The 19,815-nt window shown below is 47.3% G+C and carries 17 protein-coding genes and 1 pseudogene; 11 read left to right on the forward strand and 7 right to left on the reverse strand.

The window, feature by feature from the left end; genetic code table 11:
- Positions 1-14: 14 nt before the first annotated feature.
- The 4 genes from CMR00_01185 to lpxD form a co-directional block, all read right to left on the reverse strand.
- Entirely contained in the window at positions 15-1,553 is a 1,539-nt protein-coding gene (locus CMR00_01185) for a fumarate hydratase (protein PIO48992.1), read from the reverse strand.
- A gap of 103 nt (positions 1,554-1,656) precedes the next feature.
- On the reverse strand, positions 1,657-4,608 hold the full coding sequence (gene gcvP, locus CMR00_01190; GenBank protein ID PIO48993.1) for a glycine dehydrogenase (aminomethyl-transferring): 2,952 nt from the start codon (positions 4,606-4,608) through the stop codon (positions 1,657-1,659).
- Between the two features lie 47 nt (positions 4,609-4,655).
- Entirely contained in the window at positions 4,656-5,036 is a 381-nt protein-coding gene (gcvH, locus tag CMR00_01195) for a glycine cleavage system protein H (protein ID PIO48994.1), read from the reverse strand.
- Between the two features lie 140 nt (positions 5,037-5,176).
- Positions 5,177-6,256 carry a UDP-3-O-(3-hydroxymyristoyl)glucosamine N-acyltransferase gene (gene lpxD / locus CMR00_01200; GenBank protein PIO48995.1) on the reverse strand — a complete coding sequence of 360 codons (1,080 nt, stop codon included), beginning with the start codon at positions 6,254-6,256 and terminating at the stop codon, positions 5,177-5,179.
- 155 nt (positions 6,257-6,411) lie between these two features.
- Between lpxD and CMR00_01205 the strand changes: the two genes are divergently transcribed.
- Positions 6,412-7,350 (forward strand): ribose-phosphate pyrophosphokinase, encoded by a 939-nt coding sequence (locus tag CMR00_01205; GenBank protein ID PIO48996.1) that lies wholly within the window; start codon positions 6,412-6,414, stop codon positions 7,348-7,350.
- A 38-nt stretch (positions 7,351-7,388) separates the two neighbouring features.
- Positions 7,389-8,045, forward strand: coding sequence for a 50S ribosomal protein L25/general stress protein Ctc (locus tag CMR00_01210; protein PIO48997.1), 657 nt, complete (start codon positions 7,389-7,391; stop codon positions 8,043-8,045).
- A 167-nt stretch (positions 8,046-8,212) separates the two neighbouring features.
- Here CMR00_01210 and CMR00_01215 read toward each other — a convergent pair whose 3' ends face one another.
- Positions 8,213-8,587: a hypothetical protein gene (locus tag CMR00_01215; protein PIO48998.1), complete on the reverse strand. Its 375-nt coding sequence runs from the start codon at positions 8,585-8,587 to the stop codon at positions 8,213-8,215.
- Positions 8,588-8,726: 139 nt separating this feature from the next.
- Here CMR00_01215 and CMR00_01220 point away from each other — a divergent pair, with 139 nt between their 5' ends.
- The 5 genes from CMR00_01220 (at position 8,727) to CMR00_01240 (ending at position 13,498) form a co-directional block, all read left to right on the forward strand.
- Positions 8,727-9,569: a hypothetical protein gene (locus CMR00_01220; GenBank protein PIO48999.1), complete on the forward strand. Its 843-nt coding sequence runs from the start codon at positions 8,727-8,729 to the stop codon at positions 9,567-9,569.
- Positions 9,485-10,399, forward strand: a complete 915-nt coding sequence (locus CMR00_01225) for a hypothetical protein (GenBank protein ID PIO49000.1) — start codon at positions 9,485-9,487, stop codon at positions 10,397-10,399. The genes CMR00_01220 and CMR00_01225 overlap by 85 nt, the downstream gene beginning before the upstream one ends.
- Positions 10,399-10,776, forward strand: a complete 378-nt coding sequence (locus tag CMR00_01230) for a hypothetical protein (GenBank protein PIO49001.1) — start codon at positions 10,399-10,401, stop codon at positions 10,774-10,776. Before CMR00_01225 ends, CMR00_01230 begins: the two co-directional genes overlap by 1 nt.
- 66 nt (positions 10,777-10,842) lie before the next feature.
- Positions 10,843-12,420, forward strand: coding sequence for a cryptochrome/photolyase family protein (locus tag CMR00_01235; GenBank protein PIO49002.1), 1,578 nt, complete (start codon positions 10,843-10,845; stop codon positions 12,418-12,420).
- Between the two features lie 28 nt (positions 12,421-12,448).
- Entirely contained in the window at positions 12,449-13,498 is a 1,050-nt protein-coding gene (locus CMR00_01240) for an oxidoreductase (GenBank protein ID PIO49003.1), read from the forward strand.
- Positions 13,499-13,509: 11 nt separating this feature from the next.
- On the opposite strand, the gene CMR00_01245 is transcribed toward CMR00_01240, so the two are convergent.
- A complete protein-coding gene (locus CMR00_01245) occupies positions 13,510-15,198 on the reverse strand; it encodes a hypothetical protein (protein PIO49004.1) in 1,689 nt (562 codons plus the stop codon).
- Positions 15,199-15,209: 11 nt separating this feature from the next.
- Positions 15,210-16,436 (reverse strand): hypothetical protein, encoded by a 1,227-nt coding sequence (locus CMR00_01250; protein PIO49005.1) that lies wholly within the window; start codon positions 16,434-16,436, stop codon positions 15,210-15,212.
- 369 nt (positions 16,437-16,805) lie between these two features.
- On the opposite strand from CMR00_01250, the gene CMR00_01255 reads away from it, so the two are divergent.
- From CMR00_01255 to CMR00_01270, 4 genes and pseudogenes are all read left to right on the forward strand, one after another.
- Positions 16,806-17,558, forward strand: a complete 753-nt coding sequence (locus CMR00_01255) for a flagellar motor protein MotA (protein PIO49006.1) — start codon at positions 16,806-16,808, stop codon at positions 17,556-17,558.
- Between the two features lie 26 nt (positions 17,559-17,584).
- A pseudogene (locus CMR00_01260) lies at positions 17,585-18,155 on the forward strand (biopolymer transporter ExbD).
- Positions 18,156-18,173: 18 nt separating this feature from the next.
- On the forward strand, positions 18,174-18,827 hold the full coding sequence (locus CMR00_01265) for a biopolymer transporter ExbD (GenBank protein ID PIO49007.1): 654 nt from the start codon (positions 18,174-18,176) through the stop codon (positions 18,825-18,827).
- A gap of 5 nt (positions 18,828-18,832) precedes the next feature.
- Positions 18,833-19,720 (forward strand): energy transducer TonB, encoded by an 888-nt coding sequence (locus CMR00_01270; protein PIO49008.1) that lies wholly within the window; start codon positions 18,833-18,835, stop codon positions 19,718-19,720.
- Positions 19,721-19,815 lie beyond the last annotated feature (95 nt).

Consider the following 19,815-nt stretch of genomic DNA (forward strand, 5'->3'; position numbering starts at 1 on the left):
CGGATGGCACGAAGTTATTTGAACACAGGCTCAGCAAAAGCTCTAAGACGCTCGAGCGACTCTTCCTCTAGCTCTTTATGCAAGGAATTGCCATGTGAATCCATTGTGCAGATGGCGGCAAAACCTTCGACGTCTAGATGCCACATGGCTTCGGGCACGCCCATTTCTTCAAGAAAATCAACACCGGTTACTGCCTTGATGCACTTGGCGTAGTATTGCGCAGCACCGCCGATAGCATTGAGATAAACGGCACCGTGCTCCTGCAAGCCTTTGAGCGTCTTGGCACCCATTCCACCTTTACCAATGACAACACGGAAGCCGAGGCGCTTAATGACATCAGCTTGGTAAGGCTCTTCACGAATCGAGGTGGTCGGTCCAGCGGCGGTGATGCGATACTTACCATTTTCTTTTACCACGACTGGTCCGCAGTGATAGAGCACGCCACCGCGCGTGTCCACAGGCATATCTTTGGCTTCCAGACCATGATGAATTACATAGTGATGAAAAGCATCGCGCCCGGTGTGCATAGCACCATTGATGATAACAATGTCGCCTACCTTGATTTTGCGAATCTGCTCTTCGCTGATAGGTGATTGCAAGACAATTTCTTTACCAGTCAGCGTAATGCCGTCACCTTTGGCAAGGCGCTTGATTTCATCGGCTTCGCGGTATAGCCATTTGATAATCTTGCCATCCTGATCGAGCCACACACCCAATCGTCGATAAGCCCAACAGTTGTAAGCCACGCTGACAAAGAAACTTGCAGGCAAGCGTTCTGCCAGACCGATTTTGCAGCCAAGAAGTGTAACTTTACCGCCAAAGCCCATCGTACCGATGTTGAGTGCATTGGCGTTGTGCATTACATAGTCTTCAAGTTCGCGTAGGGTTGGGTCGGGGTTGATGTCGTCGAGTGGGCGCAAAAGCTGTACTTTAGCAAGTTCGTATCCAGAAGTTCTATCGCCACCGATGCCGACACCGATAAAGCCAGCCGAGCAACCTTGACCTTGTGCTTGCCAAACGGCATGCATAATACACTTGCGAATCCCATCTAAATCACGACCTGCTTTGCCTAAAGCTTCAAGTTCGGTGGGGAGTGAGTATTGAATGTTTTTGTTTTCGCAGCCGCCGCCTTTCAAGATGAGTTTAATTTCGGTGAAATCTTTTTCCCACTGCTCAAAGTGCATGACAGGAACGCCGGGACCGACATTGGTGCCACTATTCTTGCCCGTAATCGGATGCACAGAGTTAGGGCGTAGCTTGCCAGCTTTTGTGGCGTCTACGATTGCTTCCCTGATTGCTGATTTAATTTCTAACTGATTGACGCCCACAGGGGTATGAATGAAGAAAGTGGGCATACCTGTATCTTGGCAAATCGGTGAGACATTATCGCACGCCATATCCACGTTGAGCGTAATGGTCGACATAGCTAAGCCAGAACGCGAGGTAGCGTCTTCTCGCTCTGCTGCTGCGGCAATAGCACGACGCACATCGCTGGGTAAGTTGGTGGAAGTCTCCGTGATAAGCTGGAGAATGGACTCTTTTAGCGCAGACATAGTTACTCCTTTACTGATAGGTTGCAGAACACATAACTTACAATGTTACGCACAAAATGCCGATTTGCATAGAGCCAAGCGTGAGCTGCGCAGAAGTTACATTTTAACTTGCAGCAGGCTGTGGCTCTGTATAAGAATTGATTACGGCAGGCTGTACATGCTCGGTGTAAGATTCAACAGTCTCACATGTGCAGACAAGGTTACGGTCGCCATACGCACCATCAATACGACGGGTGCTGGGCCAGATTTTTCTTTCGCGCACAAATGGCAAGGGATATGCAGCTTTCTCGCGAGAGTAGGGTTTATCCCAATGATCCGACAGTAGCATCTCAGCGGTGTGCGGTGCGTTTTTCAAGACATTATTGAGTGGATCGGCTTTGCCTAATTCAATCTCACGGATTTCTTCACGAATGGCGAGCATCGCATCGCAGAAGCGATCGAGTTCAGCTTTAGGCTCTGATTCTGTGGGTTCAATCATAATTGTACCTGCAACGGGGAAGGAGAGTGTCGGTGCATGGAAGCCATAATCCATCAAGCGCTTGGCAACATCTTCTGCTTCAATGCCAACGGCTTTGAATGGACGCAGGTCAAGAATCATCTCATGCGCACATCGACCATTTTGGTTGGTATAAAGCACATGGTAGGCACCTTCAAGACGCGCTTTGATATAGTTTGCATTGACTATAGCAAGTTTTGTTGCATTCGTCAATCCCTCTGCGCCCATCATAGCAATGTAGGCGTAAGAAATGAGAAGAATGGAGGCACTGCCAAAAGGCGCTGCTGAGACTGCACTGATGCCCTGCTCGCCACCAGTCTCAACAAGGCAGTGTTTGGGCAAAAAGGGTGCAAGATGTTTGGCTACACAAATTGGTCCCATACCGGGACCGCCGCCGCCGTGTGGAATGCAGAAAGTCTTGTGCAAGTTAAGATGACACGCATCTGCACCAATTGCAGCAGGACTTGTCAAACCAACTTGGGCGTTCATGTTTGCGCCGTCCATGTAGACTTGCCCGCCATAGCGATGAATTATCTCACAGATTTCTTTGATGCGTTCTTCGAACACGCCATGTGTTGATGGATAGGTAACCATCAAGCACGCAAGCGTGTTTTGATACTGTTCGGCTTTGGTCTTCAAATCGTTGAGGTCGATGTTGCCACGCTCATCGCATTTTACGACGACAACTTGCATGCCAGCCATCACCGCACTGGCAGGATTAGTGCCGTGTGCCGATTGTGGAATAAGCGCAACATGGCGATGTGCTTCACCACGAGCGCGGTGGTAGGCGCGAATGACCATCAGACCTGTGTATTCGCCTTGCGCACCTGAATTAGGCTGCAAAGACACAGCCTCAAAGCCGGTGATTTCGCATAGCCATGCACTCAAGGTTTTGAATAGCTCCTGATACCCTTCAGCTTGCGAGATTGGCGCAAATGGATGTAAGTCGCTAAACTCTTGCCAAGTGATGGGTATCATTTCGCTCGTGGCATTGAGTTTCATAGTGCAGCTGCCCAGCGAAATCATTGAGTGCACCATTGAGACATCTTTGTTCTCCAGTTGCTTCAAGTAGCGCAGCATCTCATGTTCGCTGTGATGTGTCCTGAAAACAGGATGTGTCAGAAAGGGTGAAGTACGCGTGAGCGATGCGGGTAACTCTAACTCAATTTCATGTTGGTACTGCTCAAACTGCTCATCAAGAAAAGCCTGTGCAAGAGGCTGGCGGTATGCACCAAGAATCTCAATAAGCTGCTTGACATCTTGAACAGTTGTGGTTTCATCGAGTGAAATGCCGATATGTTTGTCATCGTAGAGGCGCAAGTTAATGCCAGCTCTTTCAGTGGCTTTGCGATAGCGCTCTCGCTCACGCTTGCTGCCGACATTGACAGTGAGCGTATCAAAATGCGTTTGATTTTTAATGCTAAAGCCCAGATGGACCAGACTGCGCTTAAGCAGTGCAGTTAAACCATAGACTCGCTCGGCAATTGCACGCAAGCCTTTTGGACCATGATAGATAGCATAAGCGGCTGCCATCACAGCAAGCAAGACTTGTGCGGTGCAGATGTTTGAAGTTGCTTTTTCACGGCGAATGTGTTGTTCGCGTGTTTGTAGTGCCATACGCAAGGCGCGTTTGCCATCAGCATCAATTGAAACACCGATGAGACGCCCAGGTAAATTGCGCTTGAAAGTTTCTTTCGTGGCAAAAAATGCGGCATGTGGTCCGCCGTAGCCCATAGGTACACCGAAGCGTTGTGCTGAACCAAACACCACATCTGCGCCCATCTCCCCCGGTGGTTTGAGCAAAGTTAGAGCCAGCAAATCAGTACCGACGGCTACGGTTACATTATGCTGGTGTGCGGCAGCAATAAAGTCCGTGTAATCTTCAACATTACCATCTGTGGCAGGATATTGCACAATCGCTGCAAAAAGATTGGGATGAGCAAGCTCGAGCGTGTGGTGATTGCCGACGATGAGTTCAACGCCAAGCGATGCGGTGCGCGTACGCAGAACATCCAGCGTTTGCGGATGCAAAAGCTCAGAGGCAAAACACTGCTTGGCATGTTGCTTGCTTGCAGGACGCACGGCGTAGAGCAGATGCATGGCTTCGGCAGCTGCAGTGGCTTCGTCTAAGAGCGAGGCGTTGGCAATATCCATGGCGGTTAGGTCAGCAACCATCGTCTGAAAATTGAGGAGCATTTCCAATCGCCCTTGTGAAATCTCTGGTTGATAGGGTGTGTAAGCTGTGTACCAACCTGGATTTTCTAAGATATTGCGCAAGATGACGGTCGGCGTAAATGTGCCGTAGTAGCCCATGCCAATGTAGGACTTGAAGACTTTATTTTTCTTTGCCAGTGATTTTATCGACTGCAAGAATTCTTGCTCCGATTGTGCAGGTGGCAAGTTCAAGGGCTTGTGCAGGCAAATCGTCTCGGGAATTGTCTGCAAAATGAGTTCATCCAAACTGCTCACGCCAATAGTGTAGAGCATGCCTTCAAGATCTCGGGCAGAAGCATTGTGGCGAGATTCGAACTTTTCTTGATACTGCACATTGAGTTTCATAGCTGTAAGATCGGATTTTAGTTAGTCGAGCGTGTTCAGCCGTTGGCTTACTTACCAATGTGCGCACGGTATTCTGTGGCACTCATCAACTTGTCTATATCTGCAGGGTTTGCCACTTTGAGCTTAATCATCCACCCTTCTTGGTATGGGCTTTTATTGACCACTGAAGCATCTTTCAGGGCAGCATTATGCTCCACGATTTCGCCTGCGACAGGCAAAAAAAGGTCTGAGACGGTTTTAACGGCTTCAACCGTGCCAAAAATGTCGTTAGCATTAAGTTTAGTGCCAACGTCTTTAAGATCGACGAACACGATATCCCCGAGCTCGGATTGAGCAAAATCCGTGATGCCAACAACGGCAATGTCATCTTTTTCGAGGTAAATCCACTCGTGTTCTTTGGTGTAGCGTAGTGTTTCAGGGAAGTCCATTTTTATTTTCGTATGAAGATGCTGTATGAAGTTTGAAATTGTACAAAGTTAACACATTTTTCAGACTTGCGCGATAAGAGCCCCATCAGCTTAGAAATTGCAAAGGAGATTGCAGCGCAGTAAACGCATAAGATAGTGCGCTATGGTGAGCTGGTTTTATTTTCAGCTTTGAGTTCAGCAAGTTGTTTTTCTAGCTCTACAATGCGGCGCATCATCTCCTCAAGTTTGCCAAGCATGGCTTCTTGGCGCAGTTGTTCTCGAATGGGTTTTGCTGGCGAGCCGCGCAGAAATTCGCCCGGTTTGGTGAGCGATTTTGTTACGCCTGACTGTCCACCTAAAGTAACACGGTCAGCCACTTCCAAGTGTCCGACAAATCCGACTTGTCCGCCAATCATACACGAATTGCCAATTTTTGTGCTGCCTGAAAGTCCTGCTTGCGAAGCAATGACCGTATTCGTACCGACACTGCAATTATGCCCGACTTGAACAAGATTGTCTAGTTTTGCGCCTTTGCGAATAATCGTCTCGCCCATTGTGGCACGGTCAATGCAGGTATTGGCACCAATTTCTACATCGCTTTCAATGACGACAATGCCGATTTGTGGAATTTTTTTGAAACTGCCATCTTTCTGTGGCGCAAAACCGAAGCCATCTGCACCAATCACAGCTCCAGAGTGAATGATCACGCGCTCACCGATGCGACAGTCGTGGTAGATTGTAACACTAGGATAAATGATACATGAGTCGCCAATCGTTGTGCCATCAAGAATGGTAGTATGCGGATAAATCACGGTATTTGCACCGATGTGCACATCAGCACCAATGTAGCAGTACGCGCCAATGCACGCGGTCTGATGCACGCGGGCTGAACTTGAAATCACAGCAGTCGGATGAATGCCTACGGGGACTGTCTGTCGCGGCGCTGTAAAGCACTCTAAGACAAACACAAACGCCGTGTAAGGATCGCTTACTTTGAGCAGGGCAAGGTCTGGCGGCACTTCTGAGGTATTGAGTGTGTTGGAGACAATTAGCGCGGAGGCTTGGGTTTGAGAGAGAAATTTTTCATACTTTGAATTGGCAATAAAAGAAATACTGCCTTTTTGAGCAGTCTCAATTGGTGCGACGCTGTCAAGCATCAGGGTTTTGCTACCGACAAGTTCTGTCTCAGGGAAAATCTCTAAGAGCAGGCGGTAGATTTCACCGAGTGACAAGTTAGGCATGAGATTTTCAGTTTCAGGTTGAAATGTGCTATATTTGCAGCCCTTTTTTTGAGGGCGACTTTGGCGACTTTTAGAGCAGGCGAATATAAATAATAAAAAGAGCACGCGCTGTGCGTTAAAGGTGCGCAGGCACCGCTAAGCGAGCAGGTACGGTTATGTTTAAGACAATTAAAATTTTTGCGGGGCGCAGCAACCGTCCACTGGCAGAGAAAATCGCCAACCAGCTTTCGCTCCCGATTTGCAAAGCGGAAGTGAAGAGTTTTTCTGACGGTGAAATTTCTGTGCATTACAACGAATCCATTCGTGGCAGTGATCTGTTCATTATACAATCGACAAATTCGCCTGCCGAAAACTTGCTTGAATTGCTGATTTTGATTGATGCTGCAAAGCGTGCATCGGCAAGTCGCATCACAGCGGTCATTCCATACTACGGCTATGCGCGCCAAGACCGTAAAGATCAGCCACGCGTCTCGATTACAGCAAAGTTGGTTGCAAACCTCATTACAACAGCGGGTGCTGACCGCGTGCTGACGATGGATTTGCATGCCCCACAAATTCAAGGGTTCTTTGATATTCCGTTTGACCACCTCTATTCGGCAGGTATCATTATCAATCACATCCAGAAAATGGAGCTTGACAATCTTGTGGTCGCCTCGCCTGATGTTGGGGGAGTCAAATTGGCGCGCAGTTACGCCAGACGCTTAGGGTCAGATTTAGTGATATGTGACAAGCGACGCCCACGCCCAAACGAAGCCGAAGTGATGAATATCATCGGCGATGTCAAAGGAAAAAACGTATTGCTTGTCGACGATATGATCGACACCGGTGGCACAATCGTCAGTGCCGCAAATGCAATGAAAAAACAAGGCGCGCTGCGCATCTTTGCAGCCTGTACGCACCCGATTCTTTCAGGCTCAGCAGTCGAACGACTTGAAAATTCAGACATAGAAAAAGTCATTGCAACAGATTCAGTTGTAACAAACCACCCGCCAATGCCAAAGCTCGAGATAGTCAGCGTAAGTGGATTGTTTGCTGAAGCCATTAAGCGCATCTATGATGATAGTTCCATTAGTTCGCTCTTCGATGGAGATTAAGTTTTCCTGAAATTTTTTTTTCTAAACGCTAACAAAGTATGCAAACCATTGTTCTTGAAGCTGAAAAGCGCAACACGAAAACAAAAGGTGCGCTAAAAGCCTTGCGCAAAAAAGGTCTGGTGCCCGCAGTGCTTTATCACAAAGGTGAGCCGTCTTTGACACTTGCTGTCAAAGAATCAGCCTTGCGTAAACTTGTCTATACTACCGAATCGCACCTTGTTAATTTGAAGTTCAGTGATGGCACAGAAACGCAGGCGATTATGAAAAGTCGCCAATTCGATCCCGTCAGCGATCAGATTCTACATGCGGATTTTCAACTTCTCAAAGCCGATGAGATGATTGAAACCGAAGTGCCAACGCTGTTCAAAGGCACGCCTGTCGGTACTATTAAAGGTGGTCGTGTGCAGGTGATTATGCATAAACTTCGCATTCGTACCTTGCCTGCCGATATCCCAGAGCATATCGAGTTTGACATCTCCAAAATGGACATCGGCGACACACTTCACATCAAAGAAGCCAACGAGATGTTTACTTCTGCAAAGTGGAAAATTCTGGGCGACCCATCCATTTCTATTGTTTCAGTTGTGGCACCAACGAAGGCGGTAGAGATTATTGCAGCAGAAACTGCAGCAACTGAGCCGGAAGTGATTGCAAAGGGCAAAGAAAAGTCAGCTGAAAAAGCAGAGAAAAAGTAAAGACACCTTACCACGTTGCATGCACGGGTTCCTTAGGGAAAAAAGCGGCAGGCAGACTGCCGCTTTTGCTTTTTTCTTTTCACTGCAGAATGTGTAGTGGCAGCGTCTACCATGCACAGCGCCGATACTTTGAAATATGCACAGCAAGCTTTAGTCGTATGAGGGCATCAACGCTTGAGCAGGTCATTAAGCAGGCTTTGTAGCTTATCGATGCGAAATGGCTTTTGGAGAACTTGAATATTTGCATCTTGTTGCAGGCTCATGGTATTGGTGTCACGCTCATAGCCTGTGATAATCAGAATCGGCAGACTGGGTGAGTGCGTGCGGATGTGCTGAATGACTTTGTCGCCACTAACTTTGGGCATCACAAGGTCGGTGATGACCGCCGAAATGGTTGAGCGATGTTCATCAAAACTTTTAATTGCCTCTGCCCCATCTTTGCAGGCAATGATGTTGTACTGCTCTGAGAAAATGTCAGAGAGCAAATCTCTAATAAGTTCTTCGTCATCAGCAATGAGTAGGGTTTTTCTGGAGTCGGTCATGTTCGGTGGATTTTCTCTCCCGCTCGGGTAAATATATTGAAGTTACGCACCTATTGCATTTTTTTCAAGGCACAAGTAAATTGACAGCACCACAAAGCCTACATAGCTTACAACTCAAACGAAGCCGAACCTTGAACTCATGAGTGCCAGATTAAGAGGATTAGAAGCAATGTTGCGTTCTATGTCGGATGTGCAAGCACGAGTCGATTTGATCAACCAAACGGCTTGGGATTTGCGCCATACTGAAACTGAGAACGCGCTGATGCTCTCTGAGGACGCTGAGGCACTTGCTCAAGGCGCTGGATACACCCGCGGGCTTGCGGAAGCACTCAAAATCCGTGGTTATTGCAAATGGCGCAAGCACGATTACAACGCCGCACTGCACGATTGCGACAAAGCCCTCAAAATTTTTCAAGACTTAGACGATAAAGTCAACCAGATTGCAACCCTCACAACGCTTGGCAATATCTACTACAAGATAGGTGATACACAAAGAGCCTTGCAGAATTACCAAAAGTCGCTTGAATTAAGTCGCGCAATTGGCAGCTCCAAAAGTGAAGCGACGGCACTCAATAACATCGGAGGAATTTATGCCAGCGTGGGCGAGTATAGACAAGCTTTAGAATATCATCAGAACAGTTTAAGGATTCGTGTAGCAATACGCGACCGTGTCGGCGAAGCCAATTCACTCAATCATCTGGCTATCATCTATGGGCAGCTAGGAGACCATAAACAAAGTTTGAGCTACCACGAGCGCAGTTTGAAATTGCGCACCGTGCTAGGTGATAAAAAAGGTGAAGCAATGTCGCTGCAGTCTATCGCGTCAATCTACTACAACGCGGGTAACTCTGAAAAAGCGCTGGAATACTACGAGCGCGCCTTAAAAATTAAGAAAGAATTGGGCGATCATCAGGGCGAAGCTATCTACTCAATAGCATCGGCACAGTGTATGCATCGCTTGGTAAGTATGAACAAGCTGTAGAGTATCATCATCGCAGTCTGAAGTGTCAAGAAGAAGCGGGTGATAAACAAGGAGAAGCAGATACGCTGCTTAGAATAGGCAAAATTTTCACGAAGCAGCAAAAGATCGAGAAGGCAACTGAGCATATTCAACGTGCACTCAAGCTCAGCGAAGAAATAAAAAGCAAAAGTGTAGCTCTCGAGGCAAAGTTGCAACAAAGCAAATCAGGTGAACTTACTAATGCCAAGATGGAAGCGGTGTCGGAATCCGATTCAGCAGAGCGTCAGTCAGTTTCACGTGCTATACCAGCGCCACAAGCGCCATTGAATCCACATGAAAACAATGAAAGTCTCTCGGTCCCGTTAAGTGTGTCCATATCGGAAACTCAAAGCGATGCACAGCCTATCTCTGAAGCTTCTGCTGAAACAACTGCGGCGCATCCATTCACACCGCATGCCGCTATGCAGACTAATGGAATTTCAAACGACCTGAACATATCGGAAGGGGAACACTTTGGAAGTACAGGCGAGACATTTAAGCCTGACCCAAAACCAGAGTTACCTGCACAGCCCCTGCTGCCCACTGAATCGGGTCCTGCACTTTCAAGTGCTGCCGAACTTGCAACAGCAAGTGAGCCAGAGAGCTCAGCAACTCCTGCACTCAAACGCAAGCGCGGTCGCCCGACAAATGTGCCTGAAGGCATCAAACCAAAGAAAATTACCTACTATCTCAAAAATCCAACTTTGGAAAAGCAACTCAAACGCTTGAGTGTCGAGACTGAGCGCGACCTTTCCGATTTGACAACTGAAGCGCTTGAGGATTTGCTCAAAAAATATGGTTTTGCTCCGTAATGCGCTACCTATCTGACCGTGACCTGTGGATGCTCATTGCGCTGTCTTCTGTAGGTGAGCACTTCCGTCCGCTCAATTTTCAAGGTGCTGATCTCTCGGGGGCGCATCTCAAACATGCGTTCTTGCAGAATGCAAATTTCACTGACGCAAATCTCTCGGGTGCAGATTTAGAAAAAGCAAATCTGTATCAAGCCTACTTACATGATGCCAATTTTTCAGGTGCAAATTTGCAAGGCGCTGATTTAAGCAATGCCTACATACGCGGCACGAATTTTCGCGGCGCTGACCTGCGTGGCACAAATTTTTCAGGTGCGCTCATCAAAGATGCTGATTTCACTGATGCTAAAATTGACATCAAGACCAAAGGACTTTACTAAATGTAGGGCATAGAAACGAATGCGCCACAGTTGCCGTTTTAATTGCTCTGATAGATTTCCAGCACGATGCCTCAAAGAACACCTCGCTCATCAAGCCCTGAGCCTGCTGCATCACGACGTGCAGCGTGGATTCTGGGCGATCAGCTTTCGCTGTGCAATTCTGCGTTGCTCTCGCTTGAGCCCTCGCGCGATATTGTCGTGATGATTGAAGCACTTGAGCATGCACGCCAACTTCAACACCACAAAGCTAAGCTCTATCTCTGCTTTTCAGCAATGCGGCACTTTCGTGAAGAACTTCGCACAAAAGGCTACACAGTTTGCTATCAAGAACTTGCGGCAGAGAAAGATTTTTTGTCAGGACTGCGCGAGGCGATAGACGCTTATGGCATCAGCGAAATTTTCGTGATGGAGCCTCACGAAATCGCTACGGTGCGGTTTGCTGAATCGCTGCCTGAAAAGCTGGGCATCAGCGTCAGGCTTACGAAAAACTCAATGTTTCTGACCAATCGCACCGAATTTATACGCGAGCACAAAGGCAAAAAGCATCTTGTGATGGAAAATTACTATCGTAAAATGCGGCGTGCGTTAGGTGTATTGCTCGATGAGAAAGGTGCACCAGTGGGCGGTCAGTGGAATTTTGACAAAGACAATCGGCAGCCGCTGAAATCGCATAAATCGTTGCCGAAAATTTATCAGCCGCCAAAGGATGCAATTGACCGTGCCGTGATAGAAGATGTAGAGAAATTTTTCCCGCACAACATTGGCACATTGAGTGAAGTGCATCTGCCAACCACGCGCACCGAAGCCGAACAATTCTTAGAAGATTTCATTGCGCATCGTCTTGAAAACTTTGGCAAATACGAAGATGCTATGCTCAAAGATGAACTCGTACTGTTTCATTCATTGCTCTCGCCGCTTCTCAACATTGGGTTGCTGGATGTTCTGCAAGTCGTGCGCCGTGTCGAAGAAGAATACAAGCAAGGACGCGCCCCGCTGAACTCGGTCGAAGGCTTTATTCGTCAACTGATTGGCTGGCGCGAGTTTATCTACGGTTGCTACTGGCTGAAAATGTCTGAAGGCGATTATCACGAGCAGAATTACTTTGAGCACACACGCGCGCTGCCCGACTTTTTCTGGACAGGGGAAGCCAAATTCAATGGACGCACGCTGAACTGTCTTTCAACGGCAATTGGCAAAGTGCTTAAATATGGCTACACGCATCATATCGAGCGGCTCATGATTATTGGCAATTTTGCCTTGCTAGCTGGTGTCAGACCTCGTCAAATCAATCAATGGTTTTGGGAATTTTATGTCGATGCTTACGACTGGGTGGTCTCCCCAAATGTCATTGGTATGTCGCAATTTGCTGATGGCGGTTTTGTGGCAACAAAGCCCTATTGCGCTTCAGCAAACTACATTGACAAAATGAGCGATTACTGCAAGACATGCGACTTTAACAAGATAGAAAAAGTGGGTGAGTCAGCCTGTCCGTTTAATTACCTGTACTGGAATTTTTTCATGCGCAATGAGCAAAAGCTGCGCGGCAATTCACGGATTGCTATGGCGTATCTTGCATTGGACAAAAAACAGAAGCCGAAAAATCTGCAATTCAGCGCTCTGCAACTCTGTTTCTTGACGCACTGACGCCAAATCCGTACTATGTTTGAGTGCCATGAGACAGTCTCTACGCATTGGTATCGTGGGTGTTGGCAAATTAGGGGAGTTGCACGCCAAACTGCTCCGTGAACTTTCACTTGAGCGCAAGGATATCGAATTTGTGGGTGTCTTTGATTGCAAAGAAACTCGATGTAAGGATGTTGCGCGTAAGTATCAAGTTAAGCCTTTTACGTCGCTTGATGCGCTTGCTGCTGAACTTGACGCAGCAATTATCGCTACTACGACCGCAGCGCATTTTGAGACCGCCCAAGTCCTGCTCTCAAAAGGTCTGCATCTTTTCATTGAAAAGCCACTGACAGCAACACTTGCCGAAGCTGATGCCTTGATTGCGCTTGAGCAGCAAAAAGGTGTCAAAATTCAAGTGGGGCATATTGAGCGCTTCAATCCTGCCCTTGTGGCTGTAGAGAAATACATCGGCGAGCCTGTCTTTATCACAGCAGAGCGCCTTTCAGGCTTTTCCAAGCGGGCTACAGATGTATCCGTTGTGTTGGATTTGATGATTCACGACATTGACCTTATTCTTTCGCTTGTGCCATCGGTAGTCAGGCAAATTTCGGCAACGGGCGTGCAAGTTTTTTCCAATCAACTCGACATTGCTAATGCGCGCATAGAATTTGAAAATGGCGCAACGGCTACCGTAACTGCAAGTCGCATCAGCCGCACGCGTGTGCGCAAAATGCGTTTCTTTTGCAAGAATCCTCAGAGTTACGCCTCGCTGGATTTAATTACAGGAAAATCCGAAGTCTTTCGACTGCTGGAAGAGCCGTCCACACGCAGCGCAACACTCAAAGAACGCGCAGTGCAGAAGACGCTCGCACTGTTCGGCGATCTTGAAGATGCGCTGCAGGGCAAAGTGCTTGATTTCATCAGTCCCGATGTGCCAAAAATCAACGCGCTCAAAGAAGAGCAGAGAAGTTTCATTGAAGCAGTGCTCTATGGCAAACCGATTCGGGTCAGCGCACAAGATGGACGGCGTGCGTTGGAAGTGGCAACACATATCACTGCAGATATTGATGAACATCTGCGACGCCTGCGTGCCACATAACTCAGGAGCGCTCAACCCTGCGGGGGCAAGAACTCTACAGCAGGAATTTGTACAACAAATGTCGTGCCCTTGCCCTCTTCAGTCTCAAAGTAGAGCTTGCCATGATGTTTCTGCACGATGCTATAGCAAATCGAGAGTCCAAGCCCAGTGCCTTTGCCGACAGGCTTCGTGGTGAAAAAAGGATCAAATATCTTGGGCTGAATATGCTTCGGAATGCCAGTGCCGTTGTCTTTGATGCGCACACTGACCCAGCCTGCTTCATAAGAAGTAGCAATATGAATGTGCGGGTCAGGACTTTTTTCGACGGCGTGAACAGCATTTTGAATAAGATTAAGAAAGACTTGATTGAGCTGGGCTGGATAGCAATCGACCTGTGGAATAGCGCCGTAGTCTGTAGAGAGCGTAATGTTATGATCCTTGAATTGATGACCAATGATGAGCAAGCAGCTTTTGATGCCTTCATTGAGATCAGCCTTTTTCATTTCAGCTTCATCGAGACGTGCGAAATTGCGCATGCCTTTGACGAGCGCAGCCATTTGATCTAAACCGGCGCTCATACCGCTGAAAAGTCGCCGTGTGCGCACAACAAGTTCTTGTAAGGCGTCAACTGTATTGAGGTCGGAGTCTGTAATAGCTTGAAACTGCTCTAGAGCCGCTTCAATCTCGCCGTTGCTAAGTGCATGAAGCGCATGCAGGCTATTGGCATAGAGTTTTGCGAGTTCTTCGAAGCGACGCTGCGCGATTTCCACATTGTTGCTCACATAACCAATTGGCGTATTGAGTTCGTGCGCAATGCCTGCCACCATTTGTCCAAGCGAGCTCATCTTTTCGGATTGAATCAGATGCGACTGTGTTTCTTGAATTTCTCTGAGTCGAGCGGCAAGTTCCGCTTCGAGGCGCTTACGCTCTGAAATGTCGGAAATAAAGCCGACCACGACCATAGGTAAGTCATTTTCATCGAAGAGCACGCGGGCATGCTCGAGCGCCCACTTGGTTTCACCAGACTTTGCGACTAGACGATACTCAACCTCAAAAGGCTCACGCTTTTCAATAGCGTGTTGAATGTACTCCCATACCTTTTCACGGTCATCAGGATGTATAACCTGCTCGCCGAAACTGATGCGGTTGCTCATAAACTCTTTGGCAGAATATCCTGTGAGTTTCTCGCAGCCCGGACTAACAAACTCCATAGTTCTGGCATGGTCATTTTGTCCGAGATAGACCATGCCAACGATATTGGTCAAAATGTTATCGAGTTGCTGACGGCTAGCTGCAAGCGATTCTTCTAATTGCTTGCGTTCGGTGGAATCAATTGCCATGCCGTTGAAGAGTGTATCTCCATTTGGCAAACGGCGCGGCTGGGCGGTCCAACGCACGCATTTTCGCATACCATTCTTGAAAAAAAGCCAATCCTCAAAGTCAAAGCATGATTGCTTTTGCATCGCTGTTTTGACAGCCGAAAAAAACTTGGCTTGACTGGAGCTGAGCATCAGTTCAAACAAGCGCTCCGGATGCTGCATGAGCTCTTCAGCAGTCATCAAAAACATCTCTTTGCAGGCAGGGTTGATGTAGCGGAAATGAAATTCCATATCTACGGTAACCAAAAACTCGTAGAGCATCACAGGCGAAGATTCCACTATCGTGCGGTAAAGCTCATCGTGTTGGAGCATAGGGTTATGCATCGTATCGGAAAGTGCCATAATTTTTGATGTTAACGCTTATCATCTTTTTTGATTTTTTGAAGACGCAAGTTCTGCAGAGCTTGAAGTGCTTCTATGGATGGCAGACTGGTTTTCCCTGCTGAATTTGGTTCTTGAACAGGTTGTTCAAGATAGGCTTCACGGTCCTTGAGTAACATAGAAAGTTGTAACATATACATTTCCACAGCCTCATCAATGAGTGCTTTTAGCTTTTGAGCATCCCAGGGTTTTTGAATGTAGCGATAGATTTGTCCCTCGTTAATGAGTCGCACAATATCTTCTACATCAGTATAAGCCGTAATCAACACTTTAGGCACAAGTGGTGCATAGTTGCGCGACTCAACAAGTAAATCAGCGCCTGTTTTGCCCGGCATGCGTTGGTCGGTGAGCAGTAGTGCAACAAACGCATCTTGCTCAAGGTAACTAAGCGCCTCAAAGGCGTTAGTGGCACACACCACATCGTAGTCATCATAAAGCAATTCAGTAAGGGCATCCAATACTGAAGGCGCATCGTCGACAATCAAGACTTGGGGCTTACCACGCTTGCCATGAAAGGCTGATATGTAGCTACTGACTGGATGCACTTGGTACGTGTTTAGCTTTTGACGAAGTCTGGCAAGGAATTTCTCTTCTGCACGTTGCTGTTCGGCAAGACGCATCGCCACGCTTTCAGTTAGATATTGGCTTAGTGATGCAGAAGAGTCTGAATCGGAGTGTGATGCTTGCTCTTTTTGCGACGCTGCTTTTTTTGAGAGGGCGCTGAGTGCTGCAAGTGTAGCGGTCAATGTAGGTTTGAGCGAAGGTTTTTTTTTCTCGTCTCTCTCAGAGGCTGTGGAAGGAGCTTGTGCATGGGAGGGCGCAATCAAGCTGTGGTGTGCTGCAACGGCAAGACGCATCACTTCTTCTAACTCACTGGGCTTCCACGGCTTTTTCACATAGCGAAAGATGGCACTAACATTCACCGAATCCAGAACGGCATCAGCATCGGCAAAACCGGTGAGTAAGATGCGCGTAGCATGCGGCACATATCTCTGCGCTGCTGCTAGTACATCAACACCTTTCATGCCCGGCATGCGCTGATCGCTAACGACAACAGCTAAGTCCGGCAGTTGCTTCATCATTGCAAGTGCAGCTTCCCCACCAACGGCTGTATAGACATCGTAAGTTGCCTCGAAAAGCTGTAAGAGCGCTTCTAAAATCTGCGGCTCATCATCCACAAAAAGTACTTTGGGTTGCATTGTTCTAAAATGTTTTGCTTACACTCCAACTTTCTGACATGCTATAACCTGCTTAATATCGCAAAATTGTTCATCAATCTTTTGCTTGCATTGCAGAAGAGTCGTGCAACTTAGAGCATGCTCTGCTAGTTTGACTAAGGCAAGTTCGTGCCTCAAGTCAGCATAGCAAAAGTGCTTGGGAACACGCTAACAGCCTCGCACCGCTCTTACACTTCTACCACTAATAATTTGTGGTTAAAAATCTTTAAAACCGTTTTTTGAGATTACATTTTTTTGTATACTTGACAGAACAACAGGGCAACGGCAGAACTGCTCCATTTACCGTTTTTCAATCTTTACTAAATCATAAACAGCAACTTCAAAATACTTATGAAGCAAGGTACGTTCACAATCGTTTTAATTCTCGTTGCGTTTGCCGTCGGACTCGGCATCTACTTCTGGTTTGGTTCCCAGCCGAAGGGATCAATTTTCCACGCTATTTATGAAGGTGGACCACTCGTCTCGGTGCTGATTGCATTTATTATCATGATTTTTGCGTATGTGATTGAGCGCTCGATTGCGTTAAGTAAAGCCAAAGGCAAAGGCTCAATGTCAGATTTTATCCGTGACATCAAAACCGAGATTGAAGCAGGACGCATTGATGGCGCAATTGAGAAGTGCGATGCACATCAGAGCTCGCTTGCGGCGGTGATTCGTGCAGGGCTCGATAAATACAAGTCACTTGTTGCCCGCCGTGTTACCGACCCAGAAAAGCGCCGCACCGAAATGCAAAAAGCGATTGAAGATGCTACAGCTGTTGAAATGCCGCTGCTTGAAAAGAACCTTGTGGCACTCTCTACAATCGCCTCTATCTCTACGATGGTGGGACTGCTTGGTACAACCATTGGCATGATTCGTGCCTTCACAGCACTTGCAACGGGCGGTGCGCCTGATGCAGTTCAACTCTCACTTGGTATTTCCGAAGCGCTCTTTAACACTGCAGGCGGAATCTTCGGTGGTATTGCTGCAATCGTGGCATATAATGTCTTTACTAGCCAAGTCGACAGTTTCTCGTATCAAATTGATGAATCAGCTTTCTACATCGTCGAAACGCTTTCTATGCGTGATGAGAAAACTGCGTAATTTTTAGAATCTCAACATGAGCGTTTATGGCAAAAATTAAAAAGGCAAAACGTACGGGCATCAAACAAGATATGACCCCAATGGTCGACGTGGCGTTTCTCTTGCTGACGTTCTTTATGCTGACGACGCAATTTTCGTCCGCCAGAACTTACGCCTGTCAACTTGCCTAATGCAACGGCAGAGCGTAAGCTGCCCGACCGCGACATCATGACCGTTACTGTTGGCGCAAAAGGCGATGTTTATTTGGGCGTTGATGCACAGCCCACGCGCGATCGCATCTTCAATAATTACATCGCCAAGCGTCTGGGCGAAGCAGGAATGGGAGCTGCAGCAGTAGAAGATTCTGCGCGCAAGTTCCGCCTCGCAGAAGGTTTCTACGTGGGCGACGGCAGTGATATGGAGCGTCTGGCAAACAACCTTGAGACAATGGTGATTCAAGCGCGCCTAGCCGAACCGCGCTTGCGTCCTGTTATCAAAGCTGATGTTACCGCTGACTATCAGTACATCAAACTTGTGATGGATACCTTTAAGAAGACAAACATGCCCACCTTTAACCTCATCACAAGCCTTGAAGCCTTACCAAAATCACAAAACTAAAAACAAAGGAGAACGGTTATGGGCGGTGGTGTTGCAGCACCAGAATCACAAAGTTCAAGGAAGAAAGGCAAAAAGAAAAAGACTAAACGAGTTGGGTTTAGCCTTGATATGACACCGATGGTCGATGTGGCATTTTTGCTACTAACCTTCTTCATGCTGACAACGACCTTTTCTAAACCCAATACGATGGAGGTCAACCTCCCCTCAAAAGATATGAGTGAAGTCAAAGTAGCAGAATCCAATGTGCTGACCATTCGTGTTACGGAGGGTGATAAAGCCTATTGGAATATCGCCTTTGACGAGCCTAAGCCATTTGAACTCTATGATAAAAGTGGCAGTAGACCAACGATTAGCTCGGCGTTCCGTGAACTGCTTAAAACAGAAAGTGAAAAAATTCGTCAGCGCGTTGGTGAAGATGTGATGGCTATCGTCTTGAAGTTTGACAAAAAAGCCCAGTATCGTAATCTTGTTGATGTGCTAGATGAACTTAATATTTTGAACTATAAGCGATTCAGTATTGCAGATTTTACTGAACAGGATAGAGAAGAAATTGAAAAACTAAGTGGTGGTGTACTGCCAACTGGCTCTGAGGCAACAGCTGACAAAGAGTCAAAAACCGACGCCAAGCCAACAACTGACCGCAAACAAAACTCTAAAAGAAGGAGGAACTAAAGTCAATGAACGAGATTATGGAAAAGGAAACTGCTAAGTCAAGTGCTGCGCAAGCCGACTACAGCAACGGTCATCAGAGTTCAAATGGCTTCATCAAGTTAGATTACTTAGACACAGAACGCTATCGAAACATTAACTATGGCGCGCTGATTCTTCGCAAAGAGATGCATAACTATATGGCGCGCGGCGTCTTTACGACCGTGGCCGTAGTTGTAGGCTTGGTTCTTGGTTATATCACTTGGGACGTTATCAAAGAGTTGCTCAAAGATGATAGCGATGACGATGCGCCCGTTGTCGTTCAGAAAATTGACATTGCAAATCTGCAACCGCCACCGCCAATGGATGAAAAGGCGCCACCGCCGCCACCGCCCGCTGCAATCAAGCCGCCACAAGCACCAGACATTGGTGAAATCAAAAAAGTGAAGGATGAAGAAGCTCCACCAAAGCGTACAATCGCCGATCAAAATAAACTCAAAGAAGCTATCGAAAAGAATGCAATCACTGGCGAAGACTCCACAGGCTTTTCTGAAGCGATTAAAATGGTTGCACCAGCTGCGCCATCCGGTCCCGCAGTCGCTGTCGATGACAACGCTGACCCGCCAGACTTTGTCGCTGTAGAAAAAGAACCACAGTTTGTCAATCAGGTTAAGCCAGTTTATCCCGAAATTGCTCGTAAAGCGGGCATTGAGGGACGTGTGGTCTTACGTGTCTTAATCGATAAAGATGGCAAACCAAAGAAAGCCCAAATCCTGAAAAATCCGGGCTCAGATATCTTTGACGAAGCCGCAATTGCATCAGTGATGCAGTCAAGTTATTCTCCCGCGATTCAAAACGGTAAGCCTGTAAAGTGCTGGCTGACTGTGCCCATCAAGTTTACGCTCAATACAAAGTAACGCTTGCTTTGTACAAAGAAGAGTAAAAGCCAGCTGATGCTGGCTTTTCTCTTTGAGTTGTGCGCATATTGCTAGCAAAGCCGTCAAGACCTTGC

The sequence above is a fragment of the [Chlorobium] sp. 445 genome, assembly GCA_002763895.1.
Lineage (GTDB): Bacteria > Bacteroidota > Chlorobiia > Chlorobiales > Thermochlorobacteraceae > Thermochlorobacter.